General features: G+C 64.6%; 23 protein-coding genes. 9 read left to right on the forward strand and 14 right to left on the reverse strand.

Annotated features, from left to right (window positions below):
- Nucleotides 1-145 precede the first annotated feature (145 nt).
- From HG718_RS06925 to HG718_RS06960, 8 genes are all read left to right on the forward strand, one after another.
- Nucleotides 146-1,177: a DUF7064 domain-containing protein gene (locus tag HG718_RS06925; protein ID WP_160587953.1), complete on the forward strand. Its 1,032-nt coding sequence runs from the start codon at nucleotides 146-148 to the stop codon at nucleotides 1,175-1,177.
- The gene (locus HG718_RS06930) at nucleotides 1,174-2,196 is read left to right on the forward strand and encodes a phosphotransferase family protein (protein WP_160587955.1); all 1,023 of its coding nucleotides are present in this window, start codon (nucleotides 1,174-1,176) and stop codon (nucleotides 2,194-2,196) included. Before HG718_RS06925 ends, HG718_RS06930 begins: the two co-directional genes overlap by 4 nt.
- 12 nt (nucleotides 2,197-2,208) lie before the next feature.
- Nucleotides 2,209-2,598 (forward strand): DUF6285 domain-containing protein, encoded by a 390-nt coding sequence (locus HG718_RS06935; protein WP_160587957.1) that lies wholly within the window; start codon nucleotides 2,209-2,211, stop codon nucleotides 2,596-2,598.
- Nucleotides 2,599-2,658: 60 nt separating this feature from the next.
- Nucleotides 2,659-3,456 (forward strand): enoyl-CoA hydratase/isomerase family protein, encoded by a 798-nt coding sequence (locus HG718_RS06940; protein ID WP_160587960.1) that lies wholly within the window; start codon nucleotides 2,659-2,661, stop codon nucleotides 3,454-3,456.
- Complete coding sequence (locus tag HG718_RS06945; protein ID WP_160587961.1) at nucleotides 3,456-4,046, forward strand: YceI family protein; 591 nt, start codon at nucleotides 3,456-3,458, stop codon at nucleotides 4,044-4,046. The genes HG718_RS06940 and HG718_RS06945 overlap by 1 nt, the downstream gene beginning before the upstream one ends.
- Before the next feature lie 42 nt (nucleotides 4,047-4,088).
- A complete protein-coding gene (locus tag HG718_RS06950) occupies nucleotides 4,089-5,252 on the forward strand; it encodes a DUF3089 domain-containing protein (protein ID WP_160587964.1) in 1,164 nt (387 codons plus the stop codon).
- Between the two features lie 196 nt (nucleotides 5,253-5,448).
- Nucleotides 5,449-5,994 carry a hypothetical protein gene (locus HG718_RS06955; RefSeq protein ID WP_027841066.1) on the forward strand — a complete coding sequence of 182 codons (546 nt, stop codon included), beginning with the start codon at nucleotides 5,449-5,451 and terminating at the stop codon, nucleotides 5,992-5,994.
- Between the two features lie 136 nt (nucleotides 5,995-6,130).
- Entirely contained in the window at nucleotides 6,131-6,334 is a 204-nt protein-coding gene (locus tag HG718_RS06960; RefSeq protein WP_160587967.1) for a hypothetical protein, read from the forward strand.
- 79 nt (nucleotides 6,335-6,413) lie between these two features.
- On the opposite strand, the gene HG718_RS06965 is transcribed toward HG718_RS06960, so the two are convergent.
- From HG718_RS06965 to HG718_RS06980, 4 genes are read right to left on the reverse strand one after another with little or no spacing between them, the layout of a single operon-like run.
- On the reverse strand, nucleotides 6,414-7,616 hold the full coding sequence (locus tag HG718_RS06965) for an acetyl-CoA acetyltransferase (protein WP_027841068.1): 1,203 nt from the start codon (nucleotides 7,614-7,616) through the stop codon (nucleotides 6,414-6,416).
- Nucleotides 7,617-7,674: 58 nt separating this feature from the next.
- Complete coding sequence (locus tag HG718_RS06970; protein ID WP_244617741.1) at nucleotides 7,675-8,046, reverse strand: DoxX family protein; 372 nt, start codon at nucleotides 8,044-8,046, stop codon at nucleotides 7,675-7,677.
- The gene (locus tag HG718_RS06975; RefSeq protein WP_160587972.1) at nucleotides 8,046-8,774 is read right to left on the reverse strand and encodes an alpha/beta fold hydrolase; all 729 of its coding nucleotides are present in this window, start codon (nucleotides 8,772-8,774) and stop codon (nucleotides 8,046-8,048) included. Before HG718_RS06975 ends, HG718_RS06970 begins: the two co-directional genes overlap by 1 nt.
- Before the next feature lie 9 nt (nucleotides 8,775-8,783).
- Nucleotides 8,784-10,280 (reverse strand): hydroxymethylglutaryl-CoA synthase family protein, encoded by a 1,497-nt coding sequence (locus HG718_RS06980; protein WP_160587973.1) that lies wholly within the window; start codon nucleotides 10,278-10,280, stop codon nucleotides 8,784-8,786.
- Between the two features lie 118 nt (nucleotides 10,281-10,398).
- On the opposite strand from HG718_RS06980, the gene HG718_RS06985 reads away from it, so the two are divergent.
- Entirely contained in the window at nucleotides 10,399-10,830 is a 432-nt protein-coding gene (locus HG718_RS06985; protein WP_160587975.1) for a YbaN family protein, read from the forward strand.
- A gap of 37 nt (nucleotides 10,831-10,867) precedes the next feature.
- On the opposite strand, the gene HG718_RS06990 is transcribed toward HG718_RS06985, so the two are convergent.
- From HG718_RS06990 to HG718_RS07035, 10 genes are all read right to left on the reverse strand, one after another.
- Complete coding sequence (locus tag HG718_RS06990; RefSeq protein WP_027841074.1) at nucleotides 10,868-11,248, reverse strand: hypothetical protein; 381 nt, start codon at nucleotides 11,246-11,248, stop codon at nucleotides 10,868-10,870.
- 110 nt (nucleotides 11,249-11,358) lie between these two features.
- Nucleotides 11,359-11,784 (reverse strand): VOC family protein, encoded by a 426-nt coding sequence (locus HG718_RS06995; protein ID WP_160587976.1) that lies wholly within the window; start codon nucleotides 11,782-11,784, stop codon nucleotides 11,359-11,361.
- Between the two features lie 91 nt (nucleotides 11,785-11,875).
- Nucleotides 11,876-12,349, reverse strand: a complete 474-nt coding sequence (locus tag HG718_RS07000; RefSeq protein ID WP_160587978.1) for a GNAT family N-acetyltransferase — start codon at nucleotides 12,347-12,349, stop codon at nucleotides 11,876-11,878.
- Nucleotides 12,346-13,158, reverse strand: coding sequence for an MBL fold metallo-hydrolase (locus HG718_RS07005; RefSeq protein ID WP_160587979.1), 813 nt, complete (start codon nucleotides 13,156-13,158; stop codon nucleotides 12,346-12,348). The genes HG718_RS07000 and HG718_RS07005 overlap by 4 nt, the downstream gene beginning before the upstream one ends.
- Before the next feature lie 80 nt (nucleotides 13,159-13,238).
- Complete coding sequence (locus tag HG718_RS07010; protein WP_244617712.1) at nucleotides 13,239-13,763, reverse strand: superoxide dismutase family protein; 525 nt, start codon at nucleotides 13,761-13,763, stop codon at nucleotides 13,239-13,241.
- 106 nt (nucleotides 13,764-13,869) lie between these two features.
- Nucleotides 13,870-14,649 carry a TatD family hydrolase gene (locus HG718_RS07015; RefSeq protein WP_160587981.1) on the reverse strand — a complete coding sequence of 260 codons (780 nt, stop codon included), beginning with the start codon at nucleotides 14,647-14,649 and terminating at the stop codon, nucleotides 13,870-13,872.
- Nucleotides 14,650-14,656: 7 nt separating this feature from the next.
- Nucleotides 14,657-16,213, reverse strand: coding sequence for a methionine--tRNA ligase (gene metG, locus HG718_RS07020; protein WP_160587983.1), 1,557 nt, complete (start codon nucleotides 16,211-16,213; stop codon nucleotides 14,657-14,659).
- Nucleotides 16,214-16,243: 30 nt separating this feature from the next.
- Entirely contained in the window at nucleotides 16,244-17,365 is a 1,122-nt protein-coding gene (locus HG718_RS07025; protein ID WP_160587985.1) for a DNA polymerase III subunit delta', read from the reverse strand.
- Nucleotides 17,365-18,015, reverse strand: coding sequence for a dTMP kinase (gene tmk / locus HG718_RS07030; RefSeq protein WP_160587987.1), 651 nt, complete (start codon nucleotides 18,013-18,015; stop codon nucleotides 17,365-17,367). Before tmk ends, HG718_RS07025 begins: the two co-directional genes overlap by 1 nt.
- 11 nt (nucleotides 18,016-18,026) lie before the next feature.
- Entirely contained in the window at nucleotides 18,027-19,172 is a 1,146-nt protein-coding gene (locus tag HG718_RS07035) for a D-alanyl-D-alanine carboxypeptidase family protein (RefSeq protein ID WP_027841083.1), read from the reverse strand.
- Nucleotides 19,173-19,342 lie beyond the last annotated feature (170 nt).

Below are 19,342 nucleotides of genomic sequence, written 5' to 3' on the forward strand. Positions count from 1 at the left end.
GGCTGGGGAGTGACGTAGGGGCAGTCTAGCCTGACGGAAGGCGTCTGGTCATCAGCCTCTTGGGGGCTAGAATGAACGGGAAAACGCCATTCAAACACGCCCCACGCCCCGCAGAACGGGCGGGCGGCGGACAGAGGAAACACCCATGAAAGCACCCGCCGGACACCGCATCCGCCTGGACCCGGAAGACGAGTATTGCCACGAGCCGGACGCGGCCAAGAACTATAATGAGAGCATGTATTTCAACGTGTTCGACCCGGAGCGGAAGGTCGGCGGCTGGTTCCGCGTCGGCAACCGGCCCAATGAAGGCTACGCGGAAATGTCCGTGTGCCTCTACCTGCCGGACGGGCGCGTGGGCTTCATGTATGCGCGGCCGAAGATCAGCGGCAACACCGAGCTGAATGCGGGCGGGCTGAAGATCGAGGTCGTGGAGCCGTTCAAGAAGCTGCGGGTGACCTATTCAGGCAAGCTGTGCGTGATGACGGAGCCGAACGAAATGGCCGAGCCGTCGCGCGCCTTCAAGACCAACCCTGTCGTCGATTGCGAGGTGGCCCTCGACTATGAGGGCGTGTCGCCGATGTTCGGCGGGCAGACGGTGAAAGAAGACGGCAGCGAGCTGGACCTGGACCCGGAGAAGAGCTTTGCCAAGGCTCACTACGAGCAGCACTGCGCCGCCAGCGGGCACTTCGCCATCGGCGACGAGCGCTTTGAGGTGGACGGCTTCGGCCTGCGCGACAAGAGCTGGGGGCCGCGCTACTGGCAGGCGATCCACTGGTATCGCTGGCTGCCGATGAATTTCGGGCGTGACTTCGCGATGATGATTTCCATCGTCACCAATGCGGAAGGCCAGAGCCGGATGGGGGGCATGGTGCTGAAGGACGGCGCCTATGACCTGATCGAGCACGCGGAGATCGACAGCGACTGGGACGACAACTGGTACCAGACCGCAATGCGCGCGACTGTGCGGACGGAAAGCGGTGCCGCCTACGAGGTGAGCGGCAAGGTGATGTCCCTCATTCCCCTGCGCAACCGGCGGACCACGCCTGAAGGCGATGAGCTGCTGACGCGGATCACCGAAGGCATGACCGAGTTCACCTGCGACGGGCAGACGGGCTATGGCCTGTCGGAATATCTCGACCAGATCGTGGACGGCAAACCTGTGAGCCTCGCATCATGAGTGCTGCGGAAAACAACGATCCGAAACACGACATTGCCCTGGCCCTTCGCGAGGCACTGGGGCGGGCGCTCGCCAATATCGACCTTGTGCGCAATGTACGGCGGCTGTCGGGCGGTGCGAGCCAGGAGACATGGGCGTTTGACGCGGTGACGGACCATCACGTCCACCCGCTGATCCTGCGCCGGGCACCGGGCGGGCACACCAATACCAAGCGCGACACGGCGGTGCCGCTGGCGACCGAAGCGCATCTGATCCAGCTGGCCCAGAAGCAGGGCGTGCCGGTGCCGCCGGTGACGCTGGTGCTGGACGAGACCGACGGGCTTGGTGACGGCTTCATCATGGAGCGCATCGAGGGCGAGACCATTGCGCGGAAGATCCTCCGCGACGAGGCCTATGCGGAGGCGCGGCCGAGGCTTGCTCGGCAATGCGGCGAGATGCTTGCCCGCATCCATGATGTGCCGCTTGATAAATTGCCGGACCTCCAGCGCTCCCCGGCGCGGGCGGAGATCGACAAGTATCGCGACATCTATAAATCGACCAACCATCCGCATCCGGTGTTCGAGCTGGCCTTCCGCTACCTGGAAGACAATCTGCCGGCGGACGACCGGCTGACGCTGGTGCATGGGGACTTCCGGAACGGCAACCTGATGGTGGGGCCTGACGGCGTGCGCGCGGTGCTGGACTGGGAGCTGGCGCATATCGGTGACCCGATGGAGGACCTCGGCTGGATCTGTGTCAATTCATGGCGGTTCGGTGAGATCGACAATCCTGTCGGCGGCTTCGGCTCGCGGGAGGACATGTTCGCCGGCTATGAAGCCGCCGGCGGGCCGAGCGTGGACCCGGAGCGGGTGAAGTACTGGGAAGTGCTGGGCACGCTCAAATGGGGGGTGATGTGCCTCATCATGGTGCAGGCCTTCAGCAGCGGCATGGACCGCTCCGTCGAACGCGCGGCCATCGGGCGGCGCGCCTCTGAAACCGAGATTGACCTGCTCAATCTCCTCGCCCCGCGCCATATCTGAAGGAGCACTCCCATGCAGGATCAACCCGCTGCAAAAGACCTCGTGCTGGCCGTGCGCGAGTTTCTTGAAAATGTCGCCATGCCGAAGCTCGAGGGGCACGACGCCTTTCATGCACGCGTGGCGGCGAATGCGCTGGCCATCGTGGAGCGCGAGCTGGTCATCGGGCCGGACAGCAATGCGGAGGAGGCAGCGCGGCTGCGCAGCCTACTGGGCGAAGACGGTTCGCTGCACGACCTCAACGTAAAGCTGTGCGACGCGATCAGCGAGGGGCGGATGACGCTGGACACGCAAGGGCTGGCGGACCACCTTTGGCTGACGACGCTGACCAAGCTTGCCATCGACCAGCCCCGCTATGCGGCCTATCGCCGGGCGAAGGATACCATCGCGGAGCTGGATGCGTGATGGCCCCCGCCCGGCCGTCACGCCGGGCGCACTGACCGAAACAGAGCCGAGGAGCCTTCCATGATCATGATGTCCGACGACGGACCGGTGGCCATTGTCACCTTCGAGAACCCGCCGATGGGATTCATGAACATGGAGATGGTGAAGGAGCTGGACCGGATCGTCGCCGCCTATGAGGCGGACGACAATGTCCGGGCCATTGTCTTCACCGGCGGGCTGCCAAACGTCTTCATCCGGCACTATGACGTGGGCGAGATCGTGCAGGCGGGCGAGTTGGTGCGCCAGTCCGGCCGTTCGACAGACGACATCGCCGAGGCGGCGCGGGCGGAAACCGATATCGCCCGGCTGTTTGACCGGGTGGACCGGATGGGCAAGCCGACGATCGCGGCGATCAACGGCATGTGCATGGGCGGCGGGTTCGAGTTTGCCCTGTGCTGCGACATCCGCATCGCGGCGCCGGGCCCCTACACCATCGGCCTGCCTGAAACCAATGTGGGCATCTTTCCCGGTGCGGGCGGGACCCAGCGTCTGCCGCGGGCGGTGGGCGAAGCGCGCGCGCTGGAAATGATCCTGCGCGGGCGCGTGGTGTCGCCGGAGGAAGCGGCGCAGCTGGGCATGGTGCACTGGGTGGAGACCCATGATCTGCTGCAGGCGGCGATCAATGTCGGCAAGGATATGGCGCGCAAGGCGCCTGCCGCGCTGGCGGCAGCGAAGCGGCTGGTGAAGGGCGCGACGGACCGGCCGCTGGCGGACGGGCTGGCGGAGGAGCGCGCCGCCTTCATGCGGCTGCTGGTTGAGGATGATGACGCCATGGCGCGGATGCAGGCCTTTCTCGACGGCGACGGGGAGATTGCCTGATGCAGCGTTTCCTGGCCGTGCTGATGATGGCAAGCGTTATGGCGCTGCCCCTTCCGCTGCGGGCGGAGACCCTGTTCTTGACGCTTGACCCGCAGCACACCCATGTGATGTTCAGCGTCATGCATCTGGGGCTGGCGCGCACCCACGGCACCTTTGACAAGGTGGAAGGACGGGCGGTGGTGGACCGCAACCGGCCGGAGAGCGCCGTGGTGGAGGTCAGCATCGACATTGCAAGCCTCGACAGCGGGCTGGACGCGCGCGACGCCAATCTGATGGGCGGGTCGTGGTTCGACGCGGAGGATCATCCGCGCATGAACTTTGTCGCCACCGGGTTCGACCCGTCAGGTGAAGCGGCAGGTCTTCTGACGGGAGACCTGACCCTGCGCGGCGTGACCCGGCCGGTGACGCTGGATGTGACCTATAACGGGTCGGCGGGCGATCCGTTTTCCTCGCGCAAGACCCGGCACGGTTTCACGGCGAAGGGGGTGATCCGGCGGTCCGATTTCGGGATGGATTTCGGGCTTGATTTCGTCGGGGACGAGATCACCCTGACTATCGACACGGAATTCCTTCAGGATACGGATGACTAGCGCCCCTGCCCTCATGCGGCGGTACCCAAGCGGAGTGACCTGATGATGCTCAGATATCTGGCCTGGCTCGCAGGCGGTGTGATCGCGCTGATCGCCCTTGGCGTTGTGGCGCTGTTCCTGTTCCGGGCCGAGATCATACGCTTCATGGTGCAGCCGGGGGACGCCTTCATGGCCTATACACCGCCGCCTGCGCCGGACTATGCCGACGCGGCCTCGTGGTCCGCCCTGCCCGGCCGTGATGACACGGCGGACCTGGTGCCGCCGGGCATGGACCAGCAGCCGGATGACAGGGCCGCGCAGGTGGACGTGTTCTTCATCCACCCGACAACCCATCTCACCGGCGAGAGCTGGAACGCTGCGATCGACGAGCCGGAGTCCCGGCGGCTGGTCGACCGGGCGGTGATGGCCCACCAGGCGAGCGCCTTCAACCTGGCCGGCCGCATCTACGCGCCGCGCTACCGGCAGGCGACGCTCTACTCCTTCCTTGAACCCTGGGACGAGCTGTCGGACCCGCAGGGGCCGAAGGCGCTGGACCTTGCCTATCAGGACGTGGCGCGGGCCTTTGAGGCCTATATCCGTCTCTACAACAACGGGCGGCCGTTCATCCTGGCAGCGCATAGTCAGGGGTCGCTGCATCTTCTGCGGCTGATGCAGGACTATCTGCGCCGGCCCGAGCTGAAGCAGCGGCTGGTGGCGGCCTATCCCATCGGCATGTCAGTGCCCGTGTCGCTGTTCTCGCGCGAGCTTGCCCATGTGCCGCCCTGTGCGGCGCCGGAAGAGACCGGCTGTCTCGTCAGTTTCAACAGCTTCGGTCCCGCGGGCCATCCTGTGGACTGGTTCGAGCAGCAGCGGGTGTGGCAGGGCAACCGGCTGGAGCCCGTTGCGGGCCGCGCGCTCAACTGCACCAATCCCCTGAGCTGGCGGCTGGACGGCGCAGCGGCGGGCGGCGCGCTGCACAAGGGGGCCCTGCCCTATAGCGGGATCGAGGACGACGCCCCGCTGACCCGGCTGGCCGATCCGCAGCAGCTTGATTTTTCGGTCCAGTGCCGGGAGGGCATTGCCTATATGGACCGGGAGCCGCCGGAGGTGTTCAGCGAGATGGTTTTCGCCAATGACGACTATCACGTCTATGACTACAACCTGTTCTACGGCTCCATTCGCGACAATGCGGCGCTGCGTGCGGCCGCATATCTTGCGCTGCAATAAATTCCGGGCAGATCCGTTCCCCCGTGTCCACGGATGTTGCACTGCACGACGGCCCACTTGGCGGGCGTGGCGTGCGGGCGTAGCCTTTGCCTCAAGGTCAAAGCACCGCGCCCAATGACGGGCTTGGCCTCGATGGCAACATCACGCATGCCCGCTCCGGGGCTTGACCCGGCGGGGATGATGGGGAGGAAAAATCATGAAGCAGTTCAAGTCAGGACTCCGTCTTGCTTCGGCGCTTGCGGTGGCAGCGTCGATGTTCGGCGCACCGGCCGCGTGGGCGTTCAGCGGCGTCGAACCGTTTCTCGGTCAATGGCTGGGCGAGGGCGTAACCAAGAGCAGCGGGGCCATGGAGAATGTCGATTTCCGCGGCACCGATCTGGATGTGCAGATCTATCCCAAGGGCGCCGGCGGCTTCATCGTCTCGCAGCGCGAAGTGCTGTGGTCGGCGGGCGAGGAAGTGCAGAACTCGATGACGCTGGTCTTCGAGCCGACGGTGCAGCCGGGCGTTTTCGAGGCACAGTCGGACTGCAACCCGGTGTCACGGGTCGGCTGCGCCTGGGCGCGGATCGCCGGGGACACGCTGACCATCACCATGCTGTCGTTCCAGCGGGCGGACGAGGCCAATTACCGGGTCTACAAACGCACGCTGACCGATGACGGGCTGGAGCTGGCCTACAGCCACATGGTGGACGACACGGTGGCCGAGAGCTTCGAAGGCTTCGCGGTGCGGCAGATCAACTGATCCGTACACGTATTCAAGCCAGCAGCCTTACACAGAGGCCCGCACCCCGGTGCGGGCCTCTTCTGTTTGTCACAGGGACTTGCTACAGGTCTTGCTGGCGCTTGCGCCTCACCATGAAATGATCGGGGGAACCATCATGTACGCCATTCTCGCTGTCACGCTTCACCTGCTGTCGGGCCCGGATGTCTGGGTCGTTACCGATGCGGGCACCTTCAAGGACAAGGCCGCCTGCGAGGCGGAGGTCGCCAAGTCGGTGCCGGCCAAGCTCAAGGAAGATGAGCAGAAGGCCTATGAGGCCGGTGCGCTTCAATATGTGTGCCTGCGGGTAATCGAGAAGTAGGCTTCGGCCCCATATCCGTACACAAACAAAAAGGCCGGGGCATTGCCCCGGCCTTTTTCGCGTTCTGACGGGCGCGCTGTTACGCGCCGTGGGCACCGATGATCGACACCGAACACACATTCGATGACGGCGACCCGCCGAGATTGTGGGTCAGGCCGATCTTCGGGTCAGCGAGCTGGCGCTCCCCTGCCCGGCCCTGCAGCTGCAGGTACATTTCATAGAGCATGCGCAGGCCCGACGCGCCGATCGGGTGGCCGAAGCATTTGAGGCCGCCATCGATCTGGCACGGCACCTGGCCGTCGGCGTCATAGAAGCCATCCATCACATCTTTCACGGCGCCGCCTTCCGGCGAGATGAACAAGTCTTCCATGGTCACCAGTTCGGTGACGGAGAAGCAGTCATGCACTTCCATCATCGAGACCTCGTCGCGCGGCTTTTCGATGCCGGCTTCCTGATAGGCCTTCTTAGCGGCGATGCGGGCGGTGTGGAAATAGGAGCCGTCCCACGAATTGTGCTGGCTTTCCAGACCGTTCGACACCGACAGCTGCAGCGCTTTCACGGTGACGATGTCATGCTTGCCGAGGGACTTGGCGATCTCCGGCGTCGTCACGATGGCAGCCGCTGCGCCATCCGACACGCCGCAGCAATCAAACAGGCCCAGCGGCTCGGCGATCATCGGGGCGTTCAGCACCTGCTCTTCGGACACGGCTTTCTGCAGATGCGCCTTCTGGTTCTTGGCGCCGTTCTCGTGGCTCTTCACCGACACATGCGCAATGGCGCGCTTCAAATCGTCCTTGTTGACGCCGTGCTTGGCGCGATAGGCGGAGGCGAGCTGGGCGAAGTTGCCGGGCGCTGAGCCCGTCGGGGCCCACTGCGGAATGAGCGTGCCCATATTGCCCACCGGCAGGCCGCCATAGCCCGTGTCCTTCAGCTTCTCGACACCAAGCGCCAGCGCGATATCGCAGGCCCCGGACGCCACGGCATAGACCGCGCCGCGGAACGCTTCGGAGCCGGAGGCACAGAAATTCTCGACGCGGGTGACGGCGATGTTCGGCAGCTTGAGAGCAACCGACAGCGGCGTGCCGCCCTTGCCGGTGCCGATCTCATCGATATGGGTGGAGAACCAGGCGGCGTCGAGCTGCGTCGGTTCCACGCCTGCGTCCTGCATCGCCTCGAGATAGGCCTCGACCATCAGGTCTTCGGGGTCGGCGTCCCAGCGTTCGCCGAATTTCGAGCAGCCCATGCCCAGAATGGCGACTTTGTCCTTGATGCCGCTTGCCATGTTGCACTTCCTCCTGTGGGCCCGGTCCGTGCCGGGCGATTGCAGTTCGAGTTTCTTGTTACCGTTTAGAATAGGCCCATGCGGCGGCGACCAAAAGCCCGCCCATGACCGCTGTGTTCTTCACAAATAGCTGAAGTTCCGCGCGCATGAGGTCCTCCGGCACGGCCCAGAAATTGTGGACGCCGATATTGATCGCCAGCGTCAGCCCCGCCAGCACCAGGGCCGCGATCACGGCTTGGAGGCCAAACACCAGCATGGCGCCGAACACCACCTCGATCACCACCGATGCCCAGAACAGGGGCACGTGGAACGGCACGTCGCGCGCCACCATCAATTCCAGCCCCTGGGCCGGGTCCATGGCCTTCATCAGGCCGGGCAGCAGAAAGAACAGGCCCAGCAGTACGCGGCCGACAACACCAACAATCCCCATCACGACACCCCCATCTTGCCCAGTGCCTTGTTGATTTCATCCGCCAGGTCCTGCGGCACGGACAGGAAGGGCGAGTGGCTTGCTGCCATCTCGCTGGTCGGCATGCCCCGCGCGTCACACATGTCACGCTGCAGGTCCGGGTGCACGGCGCGGTCCTGTGTACAGATGATGCCGAAGGCAGGCAGCGACGCGGCGCGGCCCTCGGGATCCTCCAGTGCTTCTGTGATCGGCTGGATCGGCTGCGGGATCAGCCGGGCATTGGCCCGGGACTGATCTTCTGCCGTGCAGTCCGCATAAAAGACATCACTCCCGGCGCCGTCCTCAATCACCGTGCGGCCACCGTCCGGTGCAAGCGCCACGCGCTCACTCAGCTCGTCCGCCGGGGCTGCCCCGGCAAGCTCGGCGATGCTGTCGCCGTGGTCCGGCACGAAGGCTGCGAGATAGATCAGGCCCGCCACATTGCTGGATAGCGCCGCCGCGTGGGTGATGACAGCCCCGCCCATGGAATGGCCCACCAGCACCACCTGCCCGCTCTCACCATTGGCGACAGATGCAATCGCGCGGCCATAGTCTTCCAGCGTTGTGGTGGCCGGTGCGCCATCCGCCGTGTCATGGCCGGGCAGCGCGGGCGTCAGCACCGTGTGGCCCTTGGCTTCCAGAAGCGGCACCAGCCGCTCCCAGCACCAGGGGCCATGCCACGCGCCATGGACGAGGATGAGCGTTGCCACCTTCGGCCCCTATTCCGCTGCCTGGGCCGTCTGTCCGGCGGCGGCCTCCACCTTGGGAACGGCCTTCCAGAAATACCGGGTGAAGCCGCGGCGGTCGTCTTTGGAGTGGATGCGGAATGCGAGGTCCACCTCCATGCCGGAATCCACCGTACCCGGAATAACGTCTGTGAAGGACATCATGATGCGGCCGCCTTCCTCGAAGGTGATCATGCCGTAATGGTTGGGCGGGTTCTTGGACGCCGACAGGAAATCCGCGGACCAGGACAGGATCTTGGCCTTCTTCTCCGCGAACTTGTAAGGCTCCTGGGTGTCCACCGTGTGGTCATTCGGGTTCACCGAAATGCGTGACCGGGGGAACTGGACGGTGCCCGTCTTGGTGCAGCGGCCGCCGACGAGACCCATGATCATGTCCTCGTTGCGGTAAAGCGTGGTGAGCGCCGTCTTGTTGTCCTGCTCGGCGCGCATGCCCTGCTCCCATTCAACGAGACCGTTGAAGACGAGGAGCTTCATGTAATTGTCTTCCTGGCGGCCCTGGGCCAGCGAGCCTGTGATGCCGCGCTTGTCGGCCATGGAGCCGATCAGGTCGGTCGCCTCGAAGATGAGCGCGTCGCAGCCCTGGCCGAATTGCAGCGCCAGGATCTTGTCGCCGGGCTTGGCGTCCTGAAGCGCATGCACCAGCATGACGAGCCCGTGGGCAGCCCCGGCTTCGCCGCACTGAAGGGCGAGATTGTCGCGCACCTTTTCGGGGTCGATACCGGCCTTCTTGGCAAGCGACTGCGGCAGGCGCGGGAACACGCAAGGCAGCACGAAGTGATCGATGTCCCCGGCGCTGACACCGGTCTTCTCGAGTACCGCGGCAATGGCCTTGGGCACGATCTTTGAGTAGCCCTCGTCGCGGATCCAGCGTTCTTCCCAGTTGTAGTCGAACTCCTCGCCCTCACCGCGGAAGTGATCGACGAAGTCCACCGTCTCGGTGTGGGCGCCGATGAATTTGGCGATGACATTCTCTGTGCCGACGCTGAGCGCGGCACCGGCATCACCGAAATCCATTTCCTGGGCGCTGGCGGCCCGGCTGCGGCGATGTTCACCTGCCGCCACGAGCGCGTTCTTTGCGGTGCCCGCACCTACGGCATTGAGCGCCTGGATCAGGGCCGAGGTGCCGGCGCGCTGGGTGGAGGCGATGTCGGCGGACTGGATGCCGCTTTCAAGCGTCAGGGCCGCCGCCACGATGCCCGCGTTCAGGCGGTCGGTGAACGGCATGGTGGTGGAGGCGAAAAAGATCGCGTCGATGTGGCTGCGGTCGTCATCCTTGCCGAGGCAGTCACGGGCGGCTTCCACCGCCATGGTGATCGCGTCTTCATCCCAATTGGCCATGGAGCGCTCGCCCTTGGCCTTGCCGATTAAGTTGGGTGCCAGCCATTGGTGTGCGGCGGCAATGGACTTACGTTGAAGACGCAAACGCGGAATATATCCGCCAAGCGAGGTGAGCCCGATATCCTGGGTCATTAACGCGTTCCCCATGCTTGTTTTGTTCAATGTTGATTGGGCGGGAGTTTAGGGGGAACTCGGGATGGCGCACAACATATTGGGCACGTTGGAAACGCCGGTTTTGGCGGAGGAATTGGTGCCCGTTCCGGATAAGCAGAATGACGCTGCGGAAATCGGTCCCGCCTGGCTGCATTTATCGCGCCGGGGTTTGTGGATCGCGCTGGGTGTCAGCTTCCTGCTGATCGGGGCGGTGGGCGTTTTTCTGCCCCTGATCCCCACAACCGGCCCGCTGATCGTCGCCGCCTGGGCCTTCGCCAAGGGCTCCCCTGCCCTGCATCGCTGGCTGTTGAGCAACCGGCTGTTCGGGCCGTTCATTCTTGAGTGGGAGACCTATGGGGTCATCAAGCCGCGCGCCAAGCTGCTGGCGCTGGGCAGCATGGGTCTGGCCTCGGCGTGGATGGCGTTCGGGGCGGACATGCACTGGGCGCTGGCTGCCCTCGGCATAGGACTGTGCGGCATCGGCTCAGCTTATGTGGCCAGCCGACCGTCGTCCCACGAAACAAAATGATGAAAGGCGGCTTTGGCGGGCCGCCGCCGCAGGGCCGCTAGACGACCTTGGTATAGCCGCGCTCGATCACGCGCTCGATGGCTTCAAAGGCTTCGCGCAGTTCTTCGAACGCCATGCGGTGACGCTGCAGGTCATCAAGGGCTGCCACCGGCGGCACGCCTGGGGTCTCCACCAGGGCCAGCGCCTTTGCGAGGTAGCCGGCGCGCAGCTCCGCGATGCGGACAGCCATGCGAGTCATCACCTCGGGGGTGATTTCCGGCAGCTTGGCGCGCAGCACCATCTCGTTCGCATCCATGATGGTGCGATCCATGCGTTCGCGGAACGCCTGCAGCGCGTGGCGCTGCTCGCGGTCAAGCTCGGCACTCGTCAGCAGACGGTCGACCTTGCGCGTCTCAACTTTGCCTACGTAGCGAACCATGCAGACACCTCCAAACCGGAAACGGGCTGTTCCCAGATGATTAGTCTGGCATGTGGATATTAACGGACCATTAGGCCGGAACAGGACAATTCACGGCCACATCAAACGACTTACGGGAAGCGCTGGGCTCCGTCTTCGGCCAAGGGAGCGTGCGGATTCCAGGACACTTCCCACATATGGCCGTCCGGGTCGGCGAAATAGCCGGAATGCCCGCCCCAGAACACGTCCTCACCGGCCTTAACCAAGCGGGCACCGGCGGCCACCGCTTCGTCCAGCACCGTGGCGACCTCGCCCTTCTCGCGCACATTGTAGGCGAAGGTCATACGGGCAGGCCCTGTCTCCGGCATCGTCTCGCCCGGGAACTCCTTTGCCATCTCCTCATGCGGGTAGAGCGCGAAGACGAAGCAGCCCATGTTGAAGAAGGCGATACTGTCCTCTGACGAGGCGGCTTCCTCAAAGCCGAGACGGCCATAGAAGGCCCGCGAGGCGGCGAGGTCTTTTACGGTGAGCGTGATGACGCTGATTCGCTGGTCCATGCAACATTCCTGGCTAAGATCGTCCGGATCGGGACGATGCAGCATACGCGGCGCTGCGGTAAGTGCTAGAACGGGAGCGGTAAATTCGTGCTCAGAGAGACGGCCGCTTGGGGCGCTTGAGCTGCATCATCGCGTCCTTGCCCTCGGCTAGCCGGAAGCCGAACTGCTCGTAGAAGCCGTGCGCGTCCTTGGTGGCCAGCGTCCAGTTATAGACCTTCTCCAGCGGCGGATAGCTGAGGATGGCGCGCATCAGCATCTTGCCGCAGCCCTGCCCCTTGAAGCTGTCGATGACGAAGACGTCCGACACCCAGGCAAAACGCGTCATATCCGTCACCAGGCGGGTGAAGCCTATCTGGCGGCCGGTGGGCAGGTGATAGAGGCCGAAGGGCAGGCCGTTGGCCACGCTTTCCATCAGCTGCTCCGGTGCCATGTCGCCGGCCCAGTAGGTTTCCGACAGGGTGTTCATGATGACCGCCCGGTCGAGCCGGTTGCGGTCGGTGGACACCTCGAAGTCGCCCTCGCGGAAGGTGCTGCCGGTCCAGCGCGTTTGGGTTTCAGTGCTCACAGGGGATACTCCAGCACCATGCCGTCATAGGCGGGTACGATGCCCTCGGGCAGCTCGCCCAGCAGCGTGCGGTAGTCGAGGTCCACATGCAGGTTGGTCAGCACGCCCAGCTTTGGCTTCATCTCGCCGAGCCATTCCAGCGCCAGGTCGAGATTGGCGTGGGAGGGGTGCGGCGCGCGGCGCAGCGCATCGACGATCCAGCAGTCGATGCCGCGCAGAGATTGGCGCGCGCGCTCCGGCACGCCGATGACATCCGGTGAATAGGCAACGCTGCCCATGCGGAAGCCGAGAGAGGGAATATCGCCATGCTCGAGCAGCAGCGGTTCGAAGGTGACCGCGCCGCCAGGCCCGTCGATGGTGACCGGTGAATGGGCTTCCATCTCATGGGCGTTGAGGATGGGCGGGTAGCTTGAGCCGTCGGGCGTCCTGAAGCAGTAGTCGAACCGCGTCTTGAGCCAGCTGGCGGTGGTCTCGTCCATATAGACATCCACGCGGGCGCGCATATTCATGGCGACCATGCGCAGATCGTCGATGCCGTGGGCCTGGTCGGCATGGGCGTGGGTATAGAGCACAGCGTCCAGCCGGCCCTGATTGGCGCGGTTGAGTTGCTCGGCCATATCGGGGGACGTATCGATCAGCACATCAGTGGTCGGCCCGCCTTTGGCTTCGCTCTTGCGTACGAGGATCGAGCAGCGGCGGCGGCGGTTCTTCGGCTCGTCAGGGTCGCAATCACCCCAGACATTGCCGATGCGCGGCACCCCGCCGGATGACCCGCAGCCGAGAATGGTGACCTCAAGAAACCCGCTCATGCCCCGTCAGACCCTCAGAACGCAGCGGCGGCGCCGGAGCCTTTGCCGGTGCCGCCGCAAATGATGTGACGGGTAGGCTACTACCCGCCGATGACGCCGCATGCAAGCCGGGCACCGGCCCCGCCGATGGGCTGGCTCAGATGATCGTCCTCATTGGCGTGGATCACCAGGGCCGAGCCGTCCGCGTCCAGCAGGCCACGCTCGCCGTCCATCTTCACCAGATGGGTGAACACTTCGGCGTGCGCCGCGCCGGTCTCATCGGCGTGGATGTTGGGAAGGTCCGCATTGTCCGGGCCTTCATCGTTGAGCAGGCCGTGGGCGTTGTCGTCGAAATTGATGTGGCCCTTGGATTTCTTGAAGGTCCCCACGTCGGAGCAGTCACCGACGCTGTGCAGGTGCATGCCGTGCCAGCCGGGGGTAAGGCCGCCGGGGCTGATCTCGATGCGGATCAGGATGCCGGTGGGTGCCGGGGTGAGGCTGGCGCGGCCGATGGTATCGCCCGCGCCGCCGATGATATCCACATCGGTGGCAGCTGCCTGGGCGGCACCGGCCAGCCCGAGGCCTGCGGCCAGAACCAGCGCTGCTGTCATTGAATGAAATGCCATGGATGTCCCCTCTGTCGCTCGCCGCGAGAAATGCGGCGTGCCAGTCTTGGCCCTGGATCAACCAAAGACAAGTGTGGCGGGAACAGGCTGCCTTGTGGGGGCGGCCCTAAAGGGGCGGCACCTTGGTGAACAGGCGGTGGAAATTGGCGGTGGTGATCTCTTCGATCTCCTCCGGCGTCACGCCCTTGATTTCCGCCAGCTTGGCTGCCGTGTGCGCCGTGAAGGCGGGCTCATTGGTCTTTCCGCGATGGGGCACGGGCGCGAGATAGGGCGCGTCTGTCTCGACCAGCAGGCGCTCTAGCGGCAGCTGCTTCACGGTCTCGCGGATGTCATCGGCCTTCTTGAAGGTGATGATGCCGGACAATGAGACATAGCCGCCGATGGCCACCGCGCGCCGGGCCAATTCGGGGCCGGACGAGAAGCAATGCAGCAGGAAGGGGAACGCGCCCTTAGCGTGTTCGGCTTCCAGGATCTCCGCCATATCCTCATCCGCCTCGCGGGCGTGGATGATCAGCGGCAGCTGGGTCTCGCGCGCGGCTTCGATATGGGCAAGGAAGCAGGTCTTCTGCTCATCGCGCGGGGCATTGTCGTAGAAATAATCGAGCCCCGTCTCGCCGATGCCGACCACGTCCGGTGAGTTCGTCGCGTCGATGATGCGCGCGGCGGTGACGCCGGTTTCGCTGTCGGCCTCATGCGGGTGGACGCCGACAGTGCACCACACATTGTCGAAGCGTTTGGCCACGTCATGCACGCGGTCGAACTCCGACAGCTTGACGCAGATGGTCAGCATACGGCCAATGCCCGCCTCGCCCGCGCGGGCGACCACGGCGTCGATGTCCTCGACGAGGCCCGGATAATCGAGATGGCAATGGCTGTCGACAAGCATGGGACGGTTACTCGGCTTTCTCTTCTTCCACGTAACGGGGGAAAACGCCTTCGGGCTTGGGAAGTTCCGTGCCCGGCGTGAGGCGGCCCCCCTCGCCCAGCGCTGCGAAGGTGCGGTCTGCTTCGGGGATCACAACAAGGTCCAGCAGCCTGGCGCAGGACGTTGGCATGATTGGGGACGCCAGGATCGCGATCTGGCGGATGATCTCGGCCGTCACATAGAGCACGGTGCCCATGCGCTCGGGGTCTGTCTTCTTCAGCGCCCAGGGTTCCTGGCCGGCAAAATAGCGGTTGGCCTCGGCCACCACCTTCCAGACGTCCCCTGCATAGGTGTGGATCGCCTGCTCGTCCATGGCAGCGCGGGCAGGCTCCAGCAGGCCGTCGACGGCTGCCAGCATGGCGGTGTCGTCGTCGGTCAGTGCGCCCGGCTGGGGCACCTTGCCGTCACAGTTCTTGGCGATCATCGACAGGGACCGCTGGGCGAGATTGCCAAGGTCATTGGCGAGGTCCGCATTGATGCGGTTGACCATCGCCTCATGGCCGTAGCTGCCGTCCTGGCCATAGGGCACTTCGCGGCAGAAGAAATAGCGGAACGGGTCCAGCCCGTATTTGTCGATCATCTCGAAGGGATCGAGCACGTTGCCGAGGGACTTCGACATCTTCTCGCCGCGGTTATAGAGAAAGCCGTGCGCGAAGACGCGCTTGGGCAGCGGCACATCCGCCGACATCAGGAAGGCCGGCCAGTAGACCGTGTGGAAGCGCAGGATGTCCTTGCCGATGATGTGCAAATCCGCTGGCCAGTATTTGGTGAAGGCCTCTTCGTCCGTATCCGGAAAACCAACGCCGGTGATGTAGTTGGTCAGCGCGTCGATCCACACATACATCACGTGGTCGTCGTCGCCGGGCACCGGCACGCCCCATTTCAGCGTCTTGCGGGAGACGGACAGGTCCTTGAGGCCGCCTTTCACGAAAGACATGATCTCGTTGCGGCGGGCATCTGGCTGCACGAAGCCGGGCTGGCTTTCATACAGCTCCATCAGCTTGTCCTGATAGGCGGAAAGCTTGAAGAAATAGCTCTCCTCCTCCATCCACTTCACCTCGGTGCCGGTGGGGGCCAGCTTCTCGCCATTGGGGCCTTCGGTGAGTTCGGTCTCGGTATAAAACGCCTCGTCGCGCACCGAGTACCAGCCTTCATACTTGCCCAGATAGATGTCGCCCTTGGCGGCAAGGCGGCGCCAGATTTCCTGCGATGCCTTGACGTGGCGCTCTTCGCGGGTGGTGATGAAATCATCATTCGAACACCCAAGCGCTGCCGCCAGGTTCTTGAACATGGGCGTGTTGCGGTCGGCCAGTTCAGCGGGGGTGATGCCTTCCTTCTCGGCGGTCTCCACCATCTTCTGGCCGTGCTCGTCGGTGCCGGTCAGGAAGAACACGTCATAGCCGTCCAGCCGCTTGAAGCGCGCGAGAACATCCGTGCTCAACGCTTCATAGGCATGGCCGATATGGGGGGCGCCATTGGGGTAGGAAATGGCGGTGGTGATGTAGAAGGTCTTGTCGCCCGGCATGGGGTCTGGTCCGGCAAATAGCAGCGTGACCTATCCGCGCGCCGCAGTCTCGAGGGCTGCAAACGTGCCGAGGATCACTTGTTTTCGGTCGAGATTCAGCGCGTCCGCCCGCTCGGCATTGCGCGCGGTGTTTTCCCATACCTCTACCCAGCGATCAAGCGGCGCCCCGGCGGCGAGGCGGTTCATCACATCGGCCTCCCCGGCGATCACTTCATCGGTCATGGCCGGGCCACCGGCGGCCTGGCGCACCATGCGCACCAGCCAGTCCGACAAGAGCTCACGGAACATGGCATAGGACTGGTCCGCGCCGCGCCGGGCCAGCTTGTCGGCCAGGGCATGGATGGCGGGCACGTCCGGCCGCGGCAGGCTGGACATGACGGTAAACAGTTCGCGGTAGAGTTCCAGCCCGCCGCCGCCCGCCAGCAGCAGGGCGCGGCCGACGCTGCCCTGGGCCAGCCGGGCAATGGCCTCCATGTCGCCATCGGCCATGTCACCCAGATGCCCGTGCACGGCGGAGAGTAGCTGGTCGTGGCTTAGGGGCGTCAGCGGCAGCTGGCGGCAGCGCGAGCGGATGGTGGGCAGCAGGCGGCCGGGATGGTTGGCCAGCACCATAAAGACAGTCTGCGCTGGCGGTTCCTCCAGCACCTTCAGCAGGGCGTTGGCGGCGTTGGCGTTCATGTCATCCGCCGTATCGACGATGCAGATGCGCCAGCCGCCCTCGCCCGCCTTCATGCCGAAAAAGGCGCTGGTGCGGCGCACCTCGTCCACGGTCAGCACTGTCTTGAACTTCTTGGCCCGGTCGTCCCAAGGCTTGCGCAGGGTCAGCACATTGGCGTGGCCCCGCGCGGCGATGCGTCGGAAGACGGGGTCCTCGGGCGGCACATGCAGGGTGGACACACCGGTGGCCTCCGCCCCGCGCGGGTCGCCATATTTGAGCAGGAAGCGGGCAAAGCGATAGGCCAGCGTGGCCTTGCCGATACCGATAGGACCCGTCACCAGCCAGGCATGGTGCAGGCGGCCCGCCATGAAGGCCTGGCGCAGCGCATCCTCCGCCTGCTGATGACCATAGAGAATTTCGGTCTCGCGCGGATGGGGAAAGCCTTCAAGGCTGTCCGGTTCGGGAATGTCCACGGGTTCGGGCGTGCGCGCCATCAGCCGGTCACCTCCGGAAAGCGGCGGGCGACTTCCTGCCAGATAATTTCCGATACGGCATCGGCGGGGTCGCGCGCGTCCACCACCATGCAGCGCTCCGGCTCGGCCCGGGCTATGGCGAGAAAGCCCTGACGCAGCTTTTCGTGGAAGGTCACGTCCAAGCCCTCATAGCGGTCCTCGCCCGCCTGGGCGTCCGCCTCACGGGCGCGGGCGCGGGCCAGGCCCTCTTCCACCGGCAGATCAAGGATGAAGGTGATGTCCGGGCGCGTGAAGCTGACCGTCAGGCCCTCGAGGGTGCCGATGGCCTCATCGCCCAGCCCAAGGGCATGGCCCTGATAGGCACGGGTTGAATCGGCAAAGCGGTCCGTCACCACCCATGCGGCGCGATCGAGTGCGGGGCGGATGACACGGTCGAGATGATCGGAACGGGCGGCGTTGTGCAGCAGGGCCTCGGTGAGCGGTGACCAGCGATCAGCGCTGCCGCGCACCAGCAGCGCGCGGATTTCCTCGGCCCCCTGGGTGCCGCCGGGCTCCCGCGTTGCGATGGTTTCGATACCGCGCTCTTCCAGCGCCGCCACCAGCCGGCGGATCTGCGTGGTCTTGCCCGCGCCCTCCCCGCCTTCAAAGCTGATGAAGCGTCCCTGCCCCATGGCGGCGGGGATCAGCCGGAGATGAGCGCCGCCAGGGCGCTCATGGCCTTGCCGAACAATCCAAGCTCATCGACGCTTTCGCCAGCCTGAAGGTCGTAGGTGCGCGTGGGCATGCCGGGCGCGGAGACCTGCAACTTGCCGATCACCTGCCCCTGTTCGATGGGAGCCTGCACAGGGCTGTCATAACGGACCTTGAGGTCGAGGTTTTTGCGTGCGTCGCGCGACATGGTGAGTGCCAGCGCCTCGGGGATCACCAGCGGCACGGTGCGGCTGGTGCCGTGCCAGACAGGCGCGCGCTCGAGTTCCTGACCGGCTTCCAGCAGGTCATATTTGCGGAACTCGCGGAAGGCCCAGTCCATCAGGCGCTGGGTCTCATTGGCGCGGGCCTTTTCGGAGTCCAGGCCGTTCACCACCAGGATCAGGCGGCGGTCATTACGCGTGGCGGACGCGGTGAGGCCGTAGCCGGACACCGAGGTGTGGCCGGTCTTCAGGCCGTCGGCGCCCATGTTCATGTAGAGCAGCGGATTGCGGTTGGACTGGGAGATGCCGTTCCACTCGAAATCGCGGACCGCGTAGATCTCGTAGAATTCCGGATAGGTGTCGATGATGTAGCGCGCGAGCTTCGCCAGCTCGTTGGCGGTCATCAGATGGCCTTCATCGGGCCAGCCCGTCGCGTTGCGGAAAGTGGATTTCGCCAGGCCGATTTCGCGCGCGCGTTCAGTCATCTTCTCGGCGAAGGCAGCTTCAGACCCTTCCAGCGCTTCGGCGATGGCGATGCAGGCATCGTTGCCGGACTGGACGATGACGCCGTAGATGAGGTCCTTCACCGGCACGCGGCTGCCGAGCTCGGCGAACATGGTGGAGGAACCCGATGCGGCACCGCCCTTGCGCCAGGCATTTTCGGAGATGACGAATTCGTCTTCCAGCGTCACCCGGCCGTCGCGGATCGCGTCGAACAGCATGACCATGGTCATCAGCTTGGACATGGAGGCCGGGGCCATCAGCTCCGTGCCGTTCTTCTCGTAGATGATCTCGCCGGTGTCGTAATCCATCAGCGAGATGTATTCAGCCGGGCTTTCAATGGCGCGGGCCGGGGCCGCGGCCAGCACGGCCAGAAGGATGAGGAAGGACGACAGGAGGGTCAGGCGGGCGGTCATGAAACGGCTGCTCCATCCGGATTGGCTGTAGCGGGTACGCGGGGACACGTAGCGGGCACGCAGGACTTAGTGTCTGGCCGGAGAGTGCATTCCCCATGCGGTGCATGGCGTGCCGCACCCGGCCATGGACGCCTGTTGGATTACCGCGTCTTGGGCCCCGGGACCAGAGG

It is taken from the genome of Pyruvatibacter mobilis (assembly GCF_012848855.1).
In the GTDB taxonomy this organism is placed as follows: domain Bacteria; phylum Pseudomonadota; class Alphaproteobacteria; order CGMCC-115125; family CGMCC-115125; genus Pyruvatibacter; species Pyruvatibacter mobilis.

Coding starts and splice junctions, on each gene's coding strand:
- HG718_RS06925 (WP_160587953.1), top strand. CDS start 146: ATGAAAGCACCCGCCGGACACCGCATCCGCCTGGACCCGGAAGACGAG.
- HG718_RS06930 (WP_160587955.1), top strand. CDS start 1,174: ATGAGTGCTGCGGAAAACAACGATCCGAAACACGACATTGCCCTGGCC.
- HG718_RS06935 (WP_160587957.1), top strand. CDS start 2,209: ATGCAGGATCAACCCGCTGCAAAAGACCTCGTGCTGGCCGTGCGCGAG.
- HG718_RS06940 (WP_160587960.1), top strand. CDS start 2,659: ATGATCATGATGTCCGACGACGGACCGGTGGCCATTGTCACCTTCGAG.
- HG718_RS06945 (WP_160587961.1), top strand. CDS start 3,456: ATGCAGCGTTTCCTGGCCGTGCTGATGATGGCAAGCGTTATGGCGCTG.
- HG718_RS06950 (WP_160587964.1), top strand. CDS start 4,089: ATGATGCTCAGATATCTGGCCTGGCTCGCAGGCGGTGTGATCGCGCTG.
- HG718_RS06955 (WP_027841066.1), top strand. CDS start 5,449: ATGAAGCAGTTCAAGTCAGGACTCCGTCTTGCTTCGGCGCTTGCGGTG.
- HG718_RS06960 (WP_160587967.1), top strand. CDS start 6,131: ATGTACGCCATTCTCGCTGTCACGCTTCACCTGCTGTCGGGCCCGGAT.
- HG718_RS06965 (WP_027841068.1), bottom strand. CDS start 7,616: ATGGCAAGCGGCATCAAGGACAAAGTCGCCATTCTGGGCATGGGCTGC.
- HG718_RS06970 (WP_244617741.1), bottom strand. CDS start 8,046: ATGGGGATTGTTGGTGTTGTCGGCCGCGTACTGCTGGGCCTGTTCTTT.
- HG718_RS06980 (WP_160587973.1), bottom strand. CDS start 10,280: ATGACCCAGGATATCGGGCTCACCTCGCTTGGCGGATATATTCCGCGT.
- HG718_RS06990 (WP_027841074.1), bottom strand. CDS start 11,248: ATGGTTCGCTACGTAGGCAAAGTTGAGACGCGCAAGGTCGACCGTCTG.
- HG718_RS06995 (WP_160587976.1), bottom strand. CDS start 11,784: ATGGACCAGCGAATCAGCGTCATCACGCTCACCGTAAAAGACCTCGCC.
- HG718_RS07005 (WP_160587979.1), bottom strand. CDS start 13,158: ATGAGCGGGTTTCTTGAGGTCACCATTCTCGGCTGCGGGTCATCCGGC.
- HG718_RS07010 (WP_244617712.1), bottom strand. CDS start 13,763: ATGGCATTTCATTCAATGACAGCAGCGCTGGTTCTGGCCGCAGGCCTC.
- HG718_RS07015 (WP_160587981.1), bottom strand. CDS start 14,649: ATGCTTGTCGACAGCCATTGCCATCTCGATTATCCGGGCCTCGTCGAG.
- metG (WP_160587983.1), bottom strand. CDS start 16,213: ATGCCGGGCGACAAGACCTTCTACATCACCACCGCCATTTCCTACCCC.
- HG718_RS07025 (WP_160587985.1), bottom strand. CDS start 17,365: ATGGCGCGCACGCCCGAACCCGTGGACATTCCCGAACCGGACAGCCTT.
- tmk (WP_160587987.1), bottom strand. CDS start 18,015: ATGGGGCAGGGACGCTTCATCAGCTTTGAAGGCGGGGAGGGCGCGGGC.
- HG718_RS07035 (WP_027841083.1), bottom strand. CDS start 19,172: ATGACCGCCCGCCTGACCCTCCTGTCGTCCTTCCTCATCCTTCTGGCC.